Source organism: Kitasatospora sp. NPDC001547, assembly GCF_042894165.1.
In the GTDB taxonomy this organism is placed as follows: domain Bacteria; phylum Actinomycetota; class Actinomycetes; order Streptomycetales; family Streptomycetaceae; genus Kitasatospora.
Map to the genome: position 1 here is coordinate 172387 of NZ_JBIAVL010000015.1, position 18108 is coordinate 190494.

An 18108-nucleotide genomic window follows, 5' to 3' on the forward strand; every position below is an offset into this window, starting at 1 on the left:
CGAGGAACGCGAGGTGAGTGTGGCGGGATACGTGCCCGGGCGGCAGCCGCAGAGCAGGACCGGTGACCGGGCCGGGAGCCCGGCCCGGCCCACGGCGCCGGGCCGCCCGCGCAGCAGTCCCTCCCGCGCCAATCCGGCTCCCCGGATCACCGCGCTCGGCGGCGGACAGGGCCTGTCCGCCTCGCTGTCCGCGCTGCGCCGGCTCACCAGCGACGTCACCGCCGTGGTGACGGTCGCCGACGATGGCGGCTCCAGCGGGCGGCTGCGCGAGGAGCTGGGCGTGCTGCCCCCGGGCGACCTGCGCAAGGCGCTGGCCGCGCTGTGCGGGGACGACGACTGGGGCCGCACCTGGTCCGAGGTGATCCAGCAGCGCTTCACCGGCAACGGCGAGCTCGGCGGCCACGCGGTCGGCAACCTGCTGATCGTCGCGCTCTGGGAGAAGCTGGGCGACCCGGTGGCGGCGCTGGACTGGGTCGGCCGGCTGCTCAACGTGCAGGGCCGGGTGCTGCCGATGTCGGCGGTGCCGCTGGACATCGAGGCGACCGTCCGCGGCCACGACCCGGCCCGCCCCGGCGAGGTCACGGCCGTCCGCGGCCAGGCCGACGTCGCGGTGACGCCGGGCACCGTGCAGTCGATCCGGCTGCTGCCGGACGAGCCGCCCGCCGTCCCGGAGGCGGTCACCGCCGTCCGGGAGGCGGACTGGGTGGTGCTCGGCCCCGGCTCCTGGTTCACCAGCGTGCTGCCGCACCTGCTGGTGCCCGAGCTCGCCGCCGCGCTCACCGAGACCCGCGCCCGCCGCCTGCTCACCCTGAACCTGGCCCCCCAGCCCGGGGAGACCGAGGGCTTCACCCCGCAGCGCCATCTGGAGGTCATCGCCGACCACGCCCCCGGCCTCGCGGTGGATGCGATCCTGGTGGACGAGCGCGCCGTCACCGGCGGGGCCTTCGGCCAGGCCGACCTGGACGGCCTGGAGAAGGCCGCCGAACGGATGGGCGCCGCTCTGGTGCTCGGCTCGGTGGCCCGCACCGACGGGACGCCGCGACACGACCCCGAGCTGTTGGCGGCAGCGTACGACCGGATTTTCCGGACACATGGAAGGATCGGGCCATGGCGATGACTCCAGCGGTGAAGGACGAGATCAGCCGGCTCCCGGTCACCCGGGCCTGCTGTCGCAAGGCGGAGGTGTCGGCGATCCTGCGGTTCGCGGGCGGGCTGCACATCGTGAGCGGCCGCATCGTGATCGAGGCGGAGCTGGACACCGGCGCGGCGGCGCGGCGGCTGCGCAAGGACCTGCTGGAGATCTTCGGGCATTCCTCGGACCTGGTGGTGATGGCCCCCGGCGGGCTGCGCCGCGGCAGCCGCTTCGTGGTCCGGGTGGTCAAGGACGGCGAGCTGCTCGCCCGCCAGACCGGGCTGGTCGACGGCCGCGGCCGTCCGATCCGGGGCCTGCCCCCGGCGGTCGTCTCCGGCGCCACCTGCGACGCCGAGGCGGCCTGGCGCGGGGCCTTCCTGGCACACGGCTCGCTCACCGAGCCGGGCCGCTCCTCCTCGCTGGAGATCACCTGCCCCGGCTCCGAGGCCGCCCTCGCCCTGGTCGGCGCCGCCCGCCGGCTCGGCATCCCGGCCAAGGCCCGCGAGGTGCGCGGCGTGGACCGGGTGGTGATCCGGGACGGCGACGCGATCGGCGCCCTGCTGACCCGGCTCGGCGCGCACGAGTCGGTGCTCGCCTGGGAGGAGCGCCGGATGCGGCGCGAGGTGCGCGCCACCGCCAACCGGCTGGCCAACTTCGACGACGCCAACCTGCGCCGCTCGGCCCGCGCCGCGGTGGCGGCCGGCGCCCGGGTGGCCCGCGCGCTGGAGATCCTCGGCGACGAGGTGCCCGAGCACCTGGCCGCGGCCGGCCAGCTGCGGATGCAGCACAAGCAGGCCTCGCTGGAGGAGCTGGGCGCGCTCGCCGACCCGCCGCTGACCAAGGACGCGGTGGCCGGCCGGATCCGCCGGCTGCTGGCGATGGCCGACAAGCGCGCCTCCGAGCTCGGCCTGCCGAGCACCGAGGCCAGCCTCACCGACGAGATGGCGATGAACTGACGTTCACGCTCCGTGACGAGACCACGGCCGGCGTCCCGCTCCCGGGGCGCCGGCCGTCGGCGTTCCCGGACGGCTCCCGGAGGGTCCCGCGGAACGGCTCCCGAACGGGCTTCCGAGCCCGCCGGTACTCCCGAATTGGTAGAGACCACTGGTCCGGGACCAACTGCCCGGCGGCTCAGGGCCGGTCGGCCTGAAATCGGGTTTCGGCCGCGCCACGCCCAGTCTCAGCAGGCGGCGCGATGTGCCGTCCCAGGCCCGGGAGGGGTAGGGTCATAGGCGGTCGGGGACTTCCCAAATCTCACCCCCGTCGGGGCCCTGCCCCGGCGTACCTAACGAGGAGATCGGTTCGTGACGATCCGGGTAGGCATCAACGGCTTCGGCCGCATCGGCCGCAACTTCTTCCGCGCGGTCAAGGCTCAGGGCGCGGACATCGAGGTCGTCGGTGTCAACGACCTCACCGACACGAAGACCCTGGCTCACCTGCTCAAGTACGACACCACCCTGGGTACCTTCCCGGGCGAGGTCTCGCACACCGAGGACAGCATCACCGTCGACGGCCACACCTTCAAGGTGACCGCCGAGCGTGACCCCGCGAACCTCCCGTGGGCCGCCCTGGGCGCCGACATCGTCGTCGAGTCCACCGGCATCTTCACCAAGGCCGAGGCCGCGAAGAAGCACCTCGCCGCCGGCGCGAAGAAGGTCATCATCTCGGCGCCCGCCACCGACGAGGACGTCACCATCGTCCTGGGTGTCAACGACGAGAAGTACGACGCCGCCAACCACCACGTCATCTCCAACGCCTCCTGCACCACCAACTGCGTGGCGCCGATGGCGAAGGTGCTGAACGAGAGCTTCGGCATCGTCAAGGGTCTGATGACCACCGTCCACGCGTTCACCAACGACCAGGTCACCCTGGACTTCCCGCACAAGGACCTGCGCCGTGCTCGTGCGGCCTCGCAGAACATCATCCCGACCTCGACCGGTGCCGCCAAGGCGACCGCCCTGGTCCTGCCGGAGCTGAAGGGCAAGCTGGACGGCACCTCGCTGCGCGTCCCGGTCCCGACCGGTTCCATCACGGACCTGGTCGTCACCCTGGAGCGCGAGGTCACCAAGGACGAGGTCAACGCGGCCTTCCAGAAGGCCGCGCAGGAGGGCCCGCTCAAGGGCATCCTGGCCTACACCGAGGACCCGATCGTCTCCTCCGACATCGTGAACGACCCGGCCTCCTGCATCTTCGACTCGCAGCTCACCATGGTGCAGGGCAACCAGGTCAAGGTGCTCGGCTGGTACGACAACGAGTGGGGCTACTCGAACCGCGTCGTCGACCTGGTCACCCTCGTCGGCGGGCAGCTCTGACCTTGCGGGAGCTGACGTGATGTAGGGGCGAGGGCCCGGACGGCGTACGGTGCCGACCGGGCCCTCGTTCCGCGCTCAAGGACTTCTCAGGCGGCCCCTGCGCCGTGCCGCCTCACTGCGCATCAACCATCTCCCCAGGAGAAACCGAATCCCCGTGAAGACCATCGAAGAGCTCATCGAAGCCGGTGTCGAAGGCAAGCGCGTCTTCGTGCGCGCCGACCTGAACGTGCCGCTGGACGGCGACACGATCACCGACGACGGCCGGATCCGCGCCGTCGCGCCGACCATCGCCAAGCTGGCCGCGGCCGGTGCGAAGGTCGTCGTCGCCTCGCACCTCGGCCGCCCCAAGGGCGCGCCGGACCCGCAGTTCTCGCTCGCCCCGGCCGCCGAGCGCCTCGGCGAGATCCTCGGCAAGGACGTCGCCTTCGCCACCGACACCGTCGGTGACAGCGCCGAGGCCGTCGTGGCCGCGCTGGGCGACGGCGAGGTCGCGCTGCTGGAGAACCTGCGCTTCAACGCCGGCGAGACCAGCAAGGACGACGCCGAGCGCAAGGCCTTCGCCGAGCAGCTGGCCGCGCTCGCGGACCTGTACGTGGGCGACGGCTTCGGCGCCGTGCACCGCAGGCACGCCTCGGTCTACGACCTGCCGGCCCTGCTGCCGCACGCCGCCGGCGACCTGATCGCCACCGAGGTCGGCGTGCTGAAGAAGCTCACCGAGGACGTCGCCCGTCCGTACGTGGTGGTGCTCGGCGGCGCCAAGGTCTCCGACAAGCTCGGTGTGATCGACAACCTGCTGAAGAAGGCCGACCGGATCCTGATCGGCGGCGGCATGGCGTACACCTTCCTCAAGGCCAAGGGCCACGAGGTCGGCATCTCGCTGCTGCAGGAGGACCAGATCCCGACCGTCCTCGGCTACCTGGCCGAGGCCGAGCAGCGCGGCGTCGAGTTCGTGCTGCCGAAGGACGTCCTGGTCTCCGCCGACTTCCCGGACCTCAAGACCAAGGCCCCGGCGAACCCCTCGACCGTCGCCTCGGACGCCATCCCGGCCGACCAGGAGGGCCTGGACATCGGCCCCGAGACCCGCGAGCTGTACGCGGCCAAGCTGGCCGACGCGGGCACGGTGTTCTGGAACGGCCCGATGGGCGTCTTCGAGCACCCGGACTACGCGGACGGCACCAAGGCCGTCGCGCAGGCCCTGATCGACAGCGACGCGTTCACCGTGGTCGGCGGCGGCGACTCCGCCGCGGCCGTCCGCATCCTGGGCTTCGACGAGACGAAGTTCGGGCACATCTCGACCGGCGGCGGTGCCAGCCTGGAGTACCTGGAGGGCAAGACCCTCCCCGGCCTCGCCGCTCTGGAGGACTGAAAACACATGACCGACCGTCTCCCGCTGATGGCGGGCAACTGGAAGATGAACCTCAACCACCTCGAGGCCATCCAGCACACCCAGAAGCTGGCCTTCGCGCTGGCCGACAAGGACTACGAGGCCGTCGAGGTCGCCGTCCTGGTGCCGTTCACCGACCTGCGCTCGGTGCAGACCCTGGTCTTCGGCGACAAGCTGAAGATCAAGTACGGCGCGCAGGACATCTCGCAGCACGACGGCGGGGCCTACACCGGTGAGGTCTCCGGGCCGATGCTGGCCAAGCTCCAGTGCACCTACGCGGTGATCGGGCACTCCGAGCGCCGCCAGTACCACGGCGAGAACGAGGAGATCGTCAACGCCAAGGTGAAGGCCGCCTACCGCGCCGGGGTCACCCCGATCCTGTGCGTCGGCGAGCCGCTGGAGATCCGCAAGGCCGGTACCCACGTCGAGTACACCCTGGCCCAGCTGGACGGCGCCCTGGCCGACGTCCCGGCCGACCAGGCCGAGTCGATCGTGGTCGCCTACGAGCCGGTCTGGGCGATCGGCACCGGCGAGGTGGCCACCCCGGAGGACGCGCAGGAGGTCTGCGCCGCCATCCGCGGGCGGATCGCCGAGCTGTACGACGCCGAGCTGGCCGGCAAGGTCCGGGTGCTGTACGGCGGCTCGGTGAAGTCGTCGAGCGCGGCCGGCCTGATGGCCAAGCCCGACATCGACGGCGGCCTGGTCGGCGGTGCCTCGCTGGACGCCGACGAGTTCGTCAAGATCGTGCGCTACCGTGAGCAGGCAGTAGGCTAACGCCGCCGCAGCAACGTAGGCTTTGGGGCCGGACCGCCGTACGCGGCCCGGCCCCTTCGCCGAAGATACGAGAGAGTTGGTCCCGTCGTGGTTCTCGGGTTCTCGATTGCCCTGATCATCTTCAGTCTGCTGATGATCCTGCTGGTGCTGCTGCACAAGGGGAAGGGCGGCGGCCTGTCGGACATGTTCGGCGGTGGCGCGATGTCCACCGGCGGCGGCTCGGCGGTGGCCGAGCGCAACCTGGACCGCATCACCATCGTCGTGGGCGTGGGATGGTTCGCGTCCATCATCGTGCTTGGCCTGCTGATGAAGTCCTCGGTCTGACGTATTCCTGACGCCCCGTAGCCCGAGCGCCTATCCTGGAGCGGTCGGGTGCGGAGGCGATGGTGGCGGATGCTTAACACCTGCTTACACTAGGACGACTTTCGCCACCGACGCGCACCGCGGCGGGTCGGCGCACCAGTACGCAGGGAGTCAGACCGTGGCAAGTGGCAATGCCATCCGTGGCAGCAGGGTCGGGGCCGGCCCGATGGGCGAGGCGGAACGCGGCGAGTCCGCCCCGCGCAACCGGATCTCCTTCTGGTGCGCGAACAAGCACGAGACCCGTCCCAGCTTCGCGGCCGAAGCGGCGATCCCGGAGACGTGGGACTGCCCGCGCTGCGGCTTCCCGGCCGGTCAGGACCAGCACAACCCGCCGGCGCCCTCGCGCAACGAGCCGTACAAGACCCACCTCGCCTACGTCCGCGAGCGGCGCACCGACGCCGACGGCGAGGCGATCCTGGCCGAGGCGCTGGCGAAGCTCCGCGGCGAGATCTGAGCACCTGCCGAACGGTCCGGGCACGACAGCACGAAGGGCGCCACCGTCCGACGACGGTGGCGCCCTTCGGCGTTGCCGGTACCGGTCAGGCCGAGGCCGGCGGGTAGAGCTGCGGCGGGATCCGCTCCGCGGCGGCGCGGTCCAGCAGCCACAGGGTGCGGCTGCGGCCGTACGCGCCGGAGGCGGGCGCCTGGAGCTCGCCGGGGCCGGACAGGGCCAGCGCGACCGCGCCCGCCTTGTCCTCGCCGGCGGCCAGCAGCCAGACCTCGCGGGCGGTGCGGATCGCCGGGAGGGTGAGCGAGATCCGGGTCGGCGGGGGCTTGGGGGCCCCGCGCACGCCGATCACGGTCAGCTCGGTCTCCCGCACGCCCGGGTGCTCGGGGAAGAGCGAGGCGACGTGGGTGTCCGGGCCGACGCCGAGCAGCAGCACGTCGAAGGCCGGGACGCCGAGCCGGTCGGCCGGGCCGGCCGCCTTCGCCAGGTCCTCGGCGTAGCGGGCGGCGGCGGCCTCCACGTCCGAGCCGTCCACCCCGTCCGAGGCGGGCATCTCGTGCACCCGCGCCGGGTCGAGCGGGACGGCGTCCAGCAGCTCGGCGCGGGCCTGGACGGCGTTGCGGTCCGGGTCGGCGGCGGGCAGGAAGCGCTCGTCGCCCCACCAGAGGTCCAGCCGGGCCCAGTCGACCGCGTCGCGCGCCGGGGAGGCGGCGATCGCGGCCAGCAGGGCGTTGCCGTTGCGACCGCCGGTGAGCACCACCGAGGCGCTGCCGCGGGCGGCCTGGGCGTCCACGATCCGGGTGATCAGCCGGGCCGCGGCCGCCTGGGCCATCAGCTCCTTGTCCCGGTGGACGACCAGCTGCGGGGTCGCGTTGGTCATGCGCCTTCCTTGCTGCCGCGCTTGCCGGCGGCCTTCCGGGCGGGCTTCTTGTCCGTCGCCTCGACGGTGACCCGGTCCGGGTTGGCCACGGCGGCCTCGGCGGCCCGCTCGACGGCGTCCTCGGCCTCCTCGGAGACCTCCCGGGCGACCTTCTCGGCCGCCTCGGTCTCCGCGTTGGCCGGCTCGTCCAGCCGGTCGACGGGCGTGCGCACGGCCGTCGCGTAGATGTCGTCCGGGTCCAGCCGGCGCAGCTCCTCGGCGATCAGCTCCGAGGTCTCGCGCCGCTTGAGCGCCACCTGACGGTCCGGCGAGCCGGGCATGGAGAGCGTGCCCAGCAGGCCGTCCGGGCGGTCCAGGGTGATGTCCCCGTCCTTGGTGCGCAGGTGCACCGCGGTGATGCCCGGGCCGTTGGTGACGACCCGTTCGACCGGCACGCGCAGCCGGTTGTTCAGCCACAGGCCGAGCAGCTCGACGCTGGGGTTGTAGGACTCGCCCTCGACCACCGCGGAGACGATGGTGGACGGCCGCTGGTCCAGCGCGGCGGCCAGCATCGAGCGCCAGCCGGTGATCCGCGTCCAGGCCAGGTCGGTGTCGCCCGGGGTGTAGCTCTGGGCGCGCTGGGCGAGCTGGCCGACCGGGGACTCGGCGGTGACGGCGTCGGTGATCCGGCGCTGGGCGATCGAGCCCAGCGGGTCCTGCGCCGGGTGCAGCGGCGCGTTGTCCGGCCACCAGACGACGGTCGGGGCGTCCGGCAGCAGCAGCGGCAGGACCACCGACTGGGCGTGCGCGGCGAGTTCGCCGTGCATCCGCAGGACGACCGTCTCGCCGGAGCCGGCGTCCGAGCCGACCAGGATCTCGGCGTCCAGCCGGGTCTCGGCGCGGGCCCGGGGCGAGCGCCCGGCGCGCTTGATCACCGCGAGGGTGCGCATCGGGTGCTCGCGGGAGGCGTCGTTGGCGGCCTTGAGGGCGTCGTAGGCGCTGCCCTCGTCGGTCACGATCACCAGGGTGAGCACCATGCCGGCGGCGCCGGAACCGCGGGCCCGGCGCGCCTCCATCAGCGCGGCGTTGATCTTGCTGGACGTCGTGTTGGTGAGGTCGATCTTCATGGCCGGCGCCAGCTCCTGCCGTCTCGTGCGAGCATCTCGTCCGCCTCGACGGGGCCCCAGGTCCCCGCCGCGTACTGGGCGGGCTTGCCGTGGGCGTCCCAGTACTTCTCGATCGGGTCGAGGATCTGCCAGGAGAGCTCGACCTCCTGGTGGCGCGGGAACAGGTTGGCGTCGCCGAGCAGCACGTCGAGGATGAGCCGCTCGTACGCCTCCGGGCTGGACTCGGTGAAGGACTCGCCGTAGGCGAAGTCCATCGTGACGTCCCGGACCTCGAAGGAGGTGCCCGGCACCTTGGAGCCGAACCGCACCGTCACGCCCTCGTCCGGCTGGACCCGGATGACCAGGGCGTTCTGCCCCAGCTCCTCGGTCGCGTAGGAGTCGAACGGCAGGTACGGGGCCCGCTGGAAGACGACCGCGATCTCGGTGACCCGGCGGCCCAGGCGCTTGCCGGTGCGCAGGTAGAACGGGACGCCCGCCCAGCGGCGGTTGTTGATCTCCAGCTTGATGGCCGCGTAGGTGTCGGTCTTGGACTCCGGGTCGATCCCGTCCTCGTCCAGGTAGCCGACGACCTCCTCGCCGCCCTGCCAGCCGGAGGCGTACTGGCCGCGCACGGTGTGCCGGCCGAGGTCGGCCGGGAGCTTGACGGCGCTGAGCACCTTGAGCTTCTCGGCCACCAGCGCCTTGGGGTGGAAGGACGCCGGCTCCTCGATGGCGGTGAGCGCCATCAGCTGGAGCAGGTGGTTCTGGATCACGTCACGGGCGGAGCCGATGCCGTCGTAGTAGCCGGCCCGGCCGCCGATGCCGATGTCCTCGGCCATGGTGATCTGCACGTGGTCGACGTACGACCGGTTCCAGATCGGCTCGAACATCTGGTTGGCGAAGCGCAGCGCCAGGATGTTCTGGACCGTCTCCTTGCCCAGGTAGTGGTCGATCCGGAAGACCTCGTCCCGGGGGAAGACCTCGTGGACGACCTTGTTGAGCTCCTGCGCGCTCTCCAGGTCGTGCCCGAAGGGCTTCTCGATGACCGCGCGGCGCCAGGAGCCCTGCGGAGGGTCGGCCAGGCCGTGCTTCTTGAGCTGCTGGACGACGGTCGGGAAGAACTTCGGCGGCACGGACAGGTAGAAGGCGAAGTTGCCGCCGGTGCCCTGGGCCTTGTCCAGGTCCTCGATGGTCTCGCGCAGCTTGTCGAAGGCCTCGTCGTCGTCGAAGGTCCCGTGGACGAAGCGCATGCCCTTGGCGAGCTGCTGCCAGACCTCCTCCCGGAACGGGGTGCGGGCGTGGTCCCGGACGGCGTCGTGGACCTCCTTGGCGAAGTCCTCGTCGTCCCACTCGCGGCGGGCGAAGCCGACGAGGGAGAAGCCCGGCGGAAGCAGACCGCGGTTGGCCAGGTCGTAGATGGCCGGCATCAGCTTCTTGCGGGACAGGTCGCCGGTGACCCCGAAGATGACCAGACCGGACGGCCCCGCGATGCGCGGGAGCCGTCGGTCCGAGGGGTCACGAAGCGGGTTGACGGGGGAGGGCGGGAGGTCGTCCGCGTCCGATTCCGAAGTCAACTCAGGGAAATCAGTGCTCACTTGATGGGCTCCGCTTTCGTGCGCTGGCTGTGAGCAGGGGTCACTTCTCGGCGGCGAAGGAGGCCAGCGAGGCGGTGACGGTGTCGAGCAGCTCGTTCCAGGACTGCTCGAACTTCTCGACGCCCTCGTCCTCCAGGACCTGGACGACGTCGTCGTAGTCCACGCCGGCGGCGGCGATCGCGTCCAGCACGGCCTTGGCGTCGGCGTAGTTCGGGACGATGGTGTTGCCGGTGACGACGCCGTGGTCGCCGGTGGCGTCGAGGGTGGCCTCGGGCATGGTGTTGACGGTGCCGGGGGCGACCAGCTCGGTGACGTACAGGGTGTCCGGCAGGGCCGGGTCCTTGACGCCGGTCGAGGCCCACAGCGGGCGCTGCGGCTTGGCGCCGGCGGCCTCCAGGGCGAGCCAGCGGGCGCTGCCGGCGGTCTTGCCGTCGACGCTGCCGAAGACCTCCTCGTACGCCTGGTAGGCGAGGCGGGCGTTGGCCAGCGCGGCCTTGGAGCGCAGGTTCCTGGCGTCGCCGCCGATCTTGTCGAGGCGCTTGTCGATCTCGGTGTCCACGCGGGAGACGAAGAAGGAGGCGACCGACTCGATCTGGGAGAGGTCCAGGCCCTTGGCCTTGGCGGTCTCCAGGCCGGTCAGGTAGGCGTCGATGACGGCCTTGTAGCGCTCCAGCGAGAAGATCAGCGTGACGTTGACGCTGATGCCCCGGCCGATGACCTCGCTGATCGCGGGCAGTCCGCCCATGGTGGCGGGGATCTTGATGAAGACGTTCGGGCGGTCGACCAGCCACCACAGCTGCTTGGCCTCGGCCACGGTGGTGGCGGTCTCGTGCGCCAGGCGCGGGTCGACCTCGATGGAGACGCGGCCGTCGCGGCCGTTGGAGGCGTCGTAGACCGGGCGCAGCACGTCGGCCGCGTCGCGCACGTCGGAGGTGGTGATCATGCGGATCGCCTCCTCCGTGGTGACCTTGCGCACGGCGAGGTCGCGCAGCTGCCCGTCGTAGGAGTCGTCGCCGGCGCCGGCGATCGCCTTCTGGAAGATGGTCGGGTTGGTGGTCACGCCCACCACGTGCTTGTTCTGCACCAGTTCGGCCAGGTTGCCGGAGTTCAGCCGCTTGCGGCTGAGGTCGTCCAGCCAGATCGCAACGCCTTCGTCGCTGAGGCGCTTCAGTGCGTCAGTCATGGTGCTTCAGTCCCTTGTTCTTCGTGCTTCGTGGGGTGGTCGGAGGGGGCCGCGTGCCCGCGTGCGGGCGGACACGCGGCCGCTGTGCCGCTAGCGGCTGACGGCTTCGAGGGAGCGCAGGGCGTTGTGGGCCTCGGCCACCACGCGCTCGGCGGTGATGCCGAACTCCTCGAAGAGCACCTTGTAGTCGGCGGAGGCGCCGAAGTGCTCCAGCGAGACGATCCGGCCGTGGTCGCCGACCAGCTCGCGCCAGCCCTGGGCGATGCCGGCCTCGACCGACACCCGGGCCTTGACCGACGGCGGCAGCACGCTGTCGCGGTAGGCCTGGTCCTGCTCCTGGAACCACTCGAAGGACGGCAGCGACACCACGCGGGTGGCGATGCCCTCGGCCTCCAGCACCTCGCGGGCCTTGACGGCCAGCTGGACCTCGGAGCCGGTGCCGAGCAGGATCACCTGCGGGTCGCCGGTGGAGGCCTCGGCCAGGACGTAGCCGCCCTTCGCGGTGCCCTCGGCGGAGCCGAAGACCTCGCGGTCGAAGGTCGGGACGCCCTGGCGGGTCAGGGCCAGGCCGACCGGGCCGGGGTGGCTGGTGTGGCGCTCGACGATGGTGCGCCAGGCGACGGCGGTCTCGTTGGCGTCGGCCGGGCGGACCATGGCCAGGCCCGGGATGGCGCGCAGCGAGGCCAGGTGCTCGACCGGCTGGTGGGTCGGGCCGTCCTCGCCGAGGCCGATCGAGTCGTGCGTCCAGACGTAGGTGACCGGCAGCTTCATCAGCGCGGCCAGGCGGACGGCCGGGCGCATGTAGTCGGCGAAGACCAGGAAGGTGCCGCCGTAGACGCGGGTCCTGCCGTGCAGGGCGATGCCGTTCATGGTCGAGCCCATGGCGTGCTCGCGGATGCCGAAGTGGATCGTCCGGCCGTACGGGCCGGCCGACTTCAGCGGGTTGCCGTCGGGGAGGAAGGAGCTGTCCTCGTCGATGGTGGTGAGGTTGGACTCGGCGAGGTCGGCCGAGCCGCCCCACAGCTCCGGGATCACCGCGCCGATCGCCTTGAGGGTGTCGCCGGAGGCCTTGCGGGTGGCGACGTCCTTGCCGGCCGGGAAGGACGGGACGGCCTTCTTCCAGCCCTCGGGCAGCTCGCCGGCCTGGATGCGGTCGAACTCGGCGGCGCGGTGCGGGTTGGCGGCGCGCCAGGCGTCGAAGCCCTGCTGCCACTGGTCGCGGGCGGCCTTGCCGCGCTTGATGACCAGGCGGGCGTGCTCGATGACCTGGTCGCTGACCTCGAAGGTCTTCTCCGGGTCGAAGCCCAGGACCTTCTTGGTGGCGGCGATCTCGGCGGCGCCGAGCGCGGAGCCGTGCGCCTTGGCGGTGTTCTGGGCGTCCGGGGCCGGCCAGGCGATGATGGTGCGCATCGCGATCATGGACGGGCGGGAGGTCTCGGCCTTGGCCGCGGCCAGCGCCTCGGCGAGGGCGGCCACGTCGATGTCGCCGTTGGACTTCGGGACGACCCGCTGGACGTGCCAGCCGTACGCCTCGTAGCGCTTGAGGACGTCCTCGGAGAAGGCGGTCTCGGTGTCGCCCTCGATCGAGATGTGGTTGTCGTCGTAGAGGGCGACCAGGTTGCCCAGCTTCTGGTGGCCGGCCAGCGACGAGGCCTCGGCGGAGATGCCCTCCTCCAGGTCGCCGTCGGAGACGATGGCCCAGACGGTGTGGTCGAAGGGCGACTCGCCGGCCGGGGCGTCCGGGTCGAACAGGCCGCGCTCGTAGCGGGCGGCCATCGCCATGCCGACCGCGTTGGCGATGCCCTGGCCGAGCGGACCGGTGGTGGTCTCCACGCCGGCGGTGTGGCCGTGCTCGGGGTGACCGGGGGTGCGGCTGCCGGCGACGCGGAAGGCCTTGAGGTCGTCCAGCTCCAGGCCGTAGCCGGAGAGGTAGAGCTGGGTGTAGAGGGTCAGGCTGGTGTGCCCGGGGGAGAGGACGAAGCGGTCGCGCCCGACCCAGGACGGGTCGGTCGGGTCGTGGCGCAGGAACCGCTGGAAGATCAGGTACGCGGCCGGGGCCAGCGACATGGCCGTCCCGGGGTGGCCGTTTCCGACCTTCTGGACGGCGTCCATGGCCAGGACGCGCGCGGTGTCAACCGTGCGCTCGTCCAGATCGGTCCACTCGAATGCGTTCGTCGGCGCAGTGCTCACCCTGTCTCAGGGCTCCTTCCGTATTGAAGAGTGACCCCGTGAATGGGGACCGGGTCGGCCACGGCGCTGTGGTCCCGACGCTGGGTGGTGCCGGTCACGGAGGGTAGATCCCGCTTCTGCGTGCGAGCCTACCGTCCGGGCCGTGGCTCACCCTCCGTGCTGGGACAACCGGCAATTCCGCATGCAGATTCCCACTGGGACGGTCCGCGTTGATTTGTCCCAGGCTCTCCCGATTCTCCGCCCCGCGCCGCTCCGGTGGTCAGGACGGGGTAGAGCGTGCCGCCGGAGGCTCCCGGAGGCCCCGGCCGGGCGGTTCACCCGGGGGTGTGCGTTCCGCCTCGCCGGGGGACCCCGGAGCCGGATGCGATATATGGAGCGTCTATGGTGTCGTGGTACGCGCAGAGCGGACGATTCGGGACCCTTCGTTCCTGTGGACGCCTGCGAGGATTCATCTTCAGTTGGGGTGTTAGTGACCGCCGTCGAAACCCGTCCCGCCGGGGTCACCGGGGCGACTCCTGCGCACCGGCCCTTCGGGGCCCGTGTCGGCGCGTTCGTCGCACTGACCAAGCCGCGCATCATCGAGCTGCTGCTGATGAGCACCGTGCCGGTGATGTTCCTGGCTCAGCAGGGCGTGCCGAACATGCTGCTGGTGCTGAAGGTCGTCGTCGGCGGCTACCTCTCGGCGGGCGGCGCCAACGCCCTCAACATGTACATCGACCGGGACATCGACGCGGTGATGTCGCGCACCGAGCGGCGGCCGATCGTCACCGGGATGGTGTCGCCGCGCGAGGCGCTGGTCTTCGGCGTCGTGCTGGCGGTCGTCTCGACCCTCCTGCTGGGCTACGGGGTCAACTGGCTGTCCGCCTGGCTGGCGCTGGGCGCGCTGCTGTTCTACGTGTTCGTCTACACGCTGGGGCTCAAGCGGCGCACCTCGCAGAACATCGTCTGGGGCGGCATCGCGGGCTGCATGCCGGTGCTGGTCGGCTGGTCCTCGGTGACCGACTCGGTGTCCTGGGCCGCGGTGGTGCTGTTCCTGGTGGTGTTCTTCTGGACGCCGCCGCACACCTGGGTGCTGTCGATGAAGGTCCGCGACGACTACGAGCGGGCCGGCGTGCCGATGCTGCCGGTCGTCAAGGGCAACGTGGCGGTCGGCAAGCAGGTCGTCGCCTACTCCTGGGTGATGGTGGCGGTCTCGCTGGCGCTCTGGCCGCTGGGGCACATGAGCTGGCTGTACCCGGTCGCCGCGGTGCTGCTGGGCGGGGCGTGGCTGCGCGAGGCGCACGCGCTGTACGGGCGGGCCAAGGCCGGGATCGTGGGTGCGAAGCTCAAGGAGATGCGGCTGTTCCACTGGTCGATCACCTACCTGTCGCTGCTGATGGTGGTCTGCGCGATCGACCCGTTCGTGAAGTAGGTCCTTGCAGGAGAAGAGCCCCGGTCCGTGCGGACCGGGGCTCTTCCCGTTTCAGCGGGCGGGCAGCCCGGAGGGGCCGACGTGGTCGTCCAGCCAGTCCCGCAGCGGCTGGGAGGCGTGCAGGAAGCCGGTGATCCGGGTGTAGGCGGCGCGGGTGCCCAGCCACTTCGCGGGCTCCCACTCCTGCCAGGCCACCAGGCCCTTGTGGCGCAGCAGCGCGATCCGGGGGTGGTCCTTGGGATAGCCGCGCGGGGCCGACTTGAGGGAGTCCCGGCCGACCACCCGCGGGCCCTCCCGCTCCACCCGGGCGATCACCCGCTCCAGCTCGGCGCCGGTGACGTCCTCGGCGACGGCGGCCCGGTAGCGCTCCAGCTGGTCCGGGGCGAGCTGGTACAGCCCGTTGCCGCAGGCCAGGCCGTCGGCGGAGAGCTGGATGTAGCCGCCGCTCTCCAGGTGCGCGCCGATGTGCGTCTTGTACGGGGACTTGTCGGCGCTGAAGCGGACGTCGCGGTTCGGGCGGAAGACCTTGCCCGGTCCGAACTCGGGCTCCAGCTCGGCGAGCAGCCGCTCCATCGGGGCCCGTACGGCGTCCTCGTACCGGTCCTTGTGGGCCTGCCAGAAGGTCCTGGAGTTGTCGGCTTCGAGCTGCTCGTAGAAGTCGAGCGCCTCGTCGGGCCAGCCTCTGAACGTCACCTCTCCAGTATGTGGCCCGGTGCACAGGGCGCTCCCGTCGCCAGGGCGCCTACCGGTGGGTAGCATGCGGGGCATGAGCAGCGCAGAGACCTCCACCGCCGCGTCGGACGCCCGTACCGAGCGCCGCGCCAAGCGCATCGCCAAGAACCTGACCAGCTTCGCCCGGCAGCACGGGGGCAGCGCCGACGCGGTCGTCGAGTACGTCGGCGCCGTGGCCACCCGGATCGTCGTGGTGGGCGCGGACGGCGCCTGGGGCGACCAGGTGGCCCCCAGCTACGCCGTCGGCCGCCGGGCCGCGGAGCTGGCCGGGCTGACCCTGCACGACGACTTCGAGGGCGAGCTGGGCCTCAAGGTGAAGACCGGCGAGTACGAGTGGAAGCGGATGGCCGGCATCCAGATCGGCGGCTGAGGCCCCCTTCAGCGACGACGGCGGCCCGGCTCCCTTCCCGTACGGGGGAGCCGGGCCGTTGTTTTCGCGGTCACAACATGTCTGTGTGCGGACGGGAAGGGATGGACGGTCCAGCCAAGCCCACTGACTGTCCGCGGTGACGGTGAGCCCGAAGCGTTCGGGTGCCGGGCGGTCGTGCTCGTCCCACCAGCGGTGGGCGGTTTCGATCTCGTCCCATAGCCGGCGCGGGCCGTGCTGCCAGACGGTGAACTGCTCGGCTCGACGCTCGACGGCCGCCCATGACCGGGCGTCCGTCGTCGCGACCCAGAGCCGTTCTTCGTCGTCCTCCCAGGCTGTCCAGACATCGCCCAGCCACAGGCCGAGAGCGAACCGCGCGTCCCAGTGGGCGCCGGTGACCTCCCATGGTGACAGCGTCGTCCCGGACTCCTCCGGCGTGTGCTCGTCGCGGACGACATCGCGGAAGATCCGCAGATCCTGCCGCTGGTTGCGCATCAGCATGAACGCGGAATGCGGGCTGAAGCGCCCCTGCGCGCGATCACGTTCGACGGTGAGCTTGAGCAGCCCCCAGCAGAGCATCGGGTTGTCCCAGGGGGTGAGGATGGTGCCGCCGGGCCGGGTCTGCTCGATCCACGCCCAGGGCACGCGGCGAACCGAACAGGTGGAGATGATCCGGTCGTACGGGTGACGGCGCGGCCGGCCCACGGAGCCGTCCCCGCAGATGAGCTCCACGTCCACGCCTGCCGCGTTCAGGGAGGCCCGCGCCTGCTCGGAGACCTCGGAGTCGATCTCGATCGAGGTGACGTGTCCGGCGCCCACGCGGTGCGCCAGCAGAGCCGCGTTCCAGCCGGTGCCGGTGCCGATCTCCAGGACGTCCATTCCGGGCCGGAGGTCGAGGTCGCGGAGCATGCGGACGACGACCGAGGGAGCCGAGGCGGAGGAGGACGGCCAGGCATCGGCCGGATCGGCCGATGCCTGGCCGTCGTTGAGCTGGGTGACGATGGGCACGTCCGCGTAAGCCGCCTCGAACCACCGCCGCTGGTCGGTCGAGAGGTCGCACGGTTCGTAGCCGCCCCGGTCGTCCTCCAACCAGATCCGCTCCGGCAGGAAGCGATGGCGCGGGACCGCCTCGATAGCCTGCTTCCACTCGCGGGGGACCGGGCCGCCAAGCGCCTCGCCTACGGTTCGGAGCAGGCCGCATACGGCGGCCGGCTCCGGTCGATGCGCAGGGTCCGTCACTTCTCGCCTTCGTCCTTCTTGTGCTTCGGCTCGGGCGCCGGGCGTGCCCCGTCGGGGGACGGCTTGCTGGTGCCGGGATCCTTCTTGCCCCCGTGCTTGCCGCCGCTGCTCTTGTCGGTTCCCCAGCCCATGGGTCCTCCTGTGATCGGTTCGTCGTCGGTGGTGCGGCGGTCGTGAGGTGCCGAGCCCCTACCGGTTCGGCGGCCGGGGCGTGGGCGGGTTCGGCGGCCGCGGCCTGGGCGGCTTCGGCTCGCGCTCGGACATGCCGGTGCTCCTTTCGAGGTCGGGAGACGGGTCGGTGATCCCGCCCGCGCCGCCGGGCCGGCGGCGCGGGCGGGGGCTTCAGGGGGACCGGTTGACCAGTACCAGGGCTGCCAGCACGACATGCGATCCGGCAGCGGCGGGTACCCCGTAGGCGGCCCAGACGCGCGTGGGATCAGGAGGGGATGGCAGCGGTGCGTTGTCGGGGCCGGAAGTGTCCTCCGGCGGTTGCGAGTTCACCGGGGGATCGGCGGGGGCGTCGCGAGGTCGGCGTGGACGACCTTCCCGAACGGGAGGAGCGTGACGCCCCAACGGCCGCAGGTGAGCCGGTGGACCATCGCCAGACCCCGGCCCGACGTGGCGTCGGGTCCGGCCTGGATCACCACGGGCATCGAGCGGGAACCGTCACCGACGAGGATGCGGACGGTCCGGCCGGTCGGACGGCGGACACCGACGAGCATGCGGGTCCGGCAGCCGGTCTTGAGGGAGTTGGTCGTCAGCTCGCTGACGATCACTACGGCGTCGTCCACCAAGTCCTCCAGCCCCCACTCTTGCAGCTGCGCGCCGACGAACCGGCGCGCAGCTGCCACCGATTCCGACCGGTAGGGCAGCAGCAGGTCGGCTGCCGCCAACACCGACGTCGGGTCGGAGCCAGGAGTCGCACGACTCTCCATCGAAGCGTGCTGCACGGGAACGTCCAGGACGTCGGCCTCGAACACGACCATCTCCTCTATATGAGATGTTTCCATGCA

Annotated in this window: 17 protein-coding genes; 8 read left to right on the forward strand and 9 right to left on the reverse strand. The window is 71.6% G+C overall.

The window, feature by feature from the left end; genetic code table 11:
* The first annotated feature begins 19 nt into the window (after positions 1 to 19).
* The 7 genes from yvcK to ACFY0X_RS26075 all read left to right on the forward strand — a co-directional run bounded on the left by yvcK (position 20) and on the right by ACFY0X_RS26075 (position 6419).
* On the forward strand, positions 20 to 1117 hold the full coding sequence (gene yvcK / locus ACFY0X_RS26045) for a uridine diphosphate-N-acetylglucosamine-binding protein YvcK (protein WP_387758043.1): 1098 nt from the start codon (positions 20 to 22) through the stop codon (positions 1115 to 1117).
* Positions 1108 to 2088, forward strand: a complete 981-nt coding sequence (gene whiA, locus ACFY0X_RS26050) for a DNA-binding protein WhiA (RefSeq protein WP_049649611.1) — start codon at positions 1108 to 1110, stop codon at positions 2086 to 2088. The genes yvcK and whiA overlap by 10 nt, the downstream gene beginning before the upstream one ends.
* A 348-nt stretch (positions 2089 to 2436) precedes the next feature.
* Complete coding sequence (gap, locus tag ACFY0X_RS26055) at positions 2437 to 3444, forward strand: type I glyceraldehyde-3-phosphate dehydrogenase (protein ID WP_030238422.1); 1008 nt, start codon at positions 2437 to 2439, stop codon at positions 3442 to 3444.
* Between the two features lie 154 nt (positions 3445 to 3598).
* Positions 3599 to 4810, forward strand: a complete 1212-nt coding sequence (locus ACFY0X_RS26060; RefSeq protein WP_387757997.1) for a phosphoglycerate kinase — start codon at positions 3599 to 3601, stop codon at positions 4808 to 4810.
* A 6-nt stretch (positions 4811 to 4816) separates the two neighbouring features.
* The gene (tpiA, locus tag ACFY0X_RS26065; RefSeq protein ID WP_387757999.1) at positions 4817 to 5602 is read left to right on the forward strand and encodes a triose-phosphate isomerase; all 786 of its coding nucleotides are present in this window, start codon (positions 4817 to 4819) and stop codon (positions 5600 to 5602) included.
* Positions 5603 to 5689: 87 nt separating this feature from the next.
* Complete coding sequence (gene secG / locus ACFY0X_RS26070) at positions 5690 to 5926, forward strand: preprotein translocase subunit SecG (protein ID WP_380668215.1); 237 nt, start codon at positions 5690 to 5692, stop codon at positions 5924 to 5926.
* A 205-nt stretch (positions 5927 to 6131) separates the two neighbouring features.
* Positions 6132 to 6419: an RNA polymerase-binding protein RbpA gene (locus ACFY0X_RS26075; RefSeq protein WP_223245297.1), complete on the forward strand. Its 288-nt coding sequence runs from the start codon at positions 6132 to 6134 to the stop codon at positions 6417 to 6419.
* Between the two features lie 85 nt (positions 6420 to 6504).
* On the opposite strand, the gene pgl is transcribed toward ACFY0X_RS26075, so the two are convergent.
* The 5 genes from pgl to tkt form a co-directional block, all read right to left on the reverse strand.
* A complete protein-coding gene (gene pgl, locus ACFY0X_RS26080) occupies positions 6505 to 7293 on the reverse strand; it encodes a 6-phosphogluconolactonase (RefSeq protein WP_387758000.1) in 789 nt (262 codons plus the stop codon).
* Positions 7290 to 8399 carry a glucose-6-phosphate dehydrogenase assembly protein OpcA gene (gene opcA / locus ACFY0X_RS26085; protein ID WP_387758002.1) on the reverse strand — a complete coding sequence of 370 codons (1110 nt, stop codon included), beginning with the start codon at positions 8397 to 8399 and terminating at the stop codon, positions 7290 to 7292. The genes pgl and opcA overlap by 4 nt, the downstream gene beginning before the upstream one ends.
* Entirely contained in the window at positions 8396 to 9952 is a 1557-nt protein-coding gene (gene zwf / locus ACFY0X_RS26090; RefSeq protein WP_387758004.1) for a glucose-6-phosphate dehydrogenase, read from the reverse strand. Before zwf ends, opcA begins: the two co-directional genes overlap by 4 nt.
* A 61-nt stretch (positions 9953 to 10013) precedes the next feature.
* The gene (tal, locus tag ACFY0X_RS26095; RefSeq protein WP_387758006.1) at positions 10014 to 11156 is read right to left on the reverse strand and encodes a transaldolase; all 1143 of its coding nucleotides are present in this window, start codon (positions 11154 to 11156) and stop codon (positions 10014 to 10016) included.
* Between the two features lie 90 nt (positions 11157 to 11246).
* Complete coding sequence (gene tkt, locus ACFY0X_RS26100) at positions 11247 to 13346, reverse strand: transketolase (protein WP_387758007.1); 2100 nt, start codon at positions 13344 to 13346, stop codon at positions 11247 to 11249.
* Between the two features lie 463 nt (positions 13347 to 13809).
* Between tkt and ACFY0X_RS26105 the strand changes: the two genes are divergently transcribed.
* Positions 13810 to 14757: a heme o synthase gene (locus tag ACFY0X_RS26105; protein WP_387758009.1), complete on the forward strand. Its 948-nt coding sequence runs from the start codon at positions 13810 to 13812 to the stop codon at positions 14755 to 14757.
* A 51-nt stretch (positions 14758 to 14808) separates the two neighbouring features.
* Here the strand turns inward: ACFY0X_RS26105 and ACFY0X_RS26110 are convergent, their stop codons facing one another.
* From ACFY0X_RS26110 to ACFY0X_RS26125, 4 genes are all read right to left on the reverse strand, one after another.
* Positions 14809 to 15450: a DUF2461 domain-containing protein gene (locus tag ACFY0X_RS26110; RefSeq protein ID WP_387758010.1), complete on the reverse strand. Its 642-nt coding sequence runs from the start codon at positions 15448 to 15450 to the stop codon at positions 14809 to 14811.
* 49 nt (positions 15451 to 15499) lie between these two features.
* On the reverse strand, positions 15500 to 17095 hold the full coding sequence (locus tag ACFY0X_RS26115; RefSeq protein ID WP_387758011.1) for a methyltransferase domain-containing protein: 1596 nt from the start codon (positions 17093 to 17095) through the stop codon (positions 15500 to 15502).
* A complete protein-coding gene (locus tag ACFY0X_RS26120; protein WP_387758013.1) occupies positions 17092 to 17226 on the reverse strand; it encodes a hypothetical protein in 135 nt (44 codons plus the stop codon). Before ACFY0X_RS26120 ends, ACFY0X_RS26115 begins: the two co-directional genes overlap by 4 nt.
* 366 nt (positions 17227 to 17592) lie before the next feature.
* Positions 17593 to 18075, reverse strand: a complete 483-nt coding sequence (locus tag ACFY0X_RS26125; protein ID WP_387758014.1) for an ATP-binding protein — start codon at positions 18073 to 18075, stop codon at positions 17593 to 17595.
* Positions 18076 to 18108 lie beyond the last annotated feature (33 nt).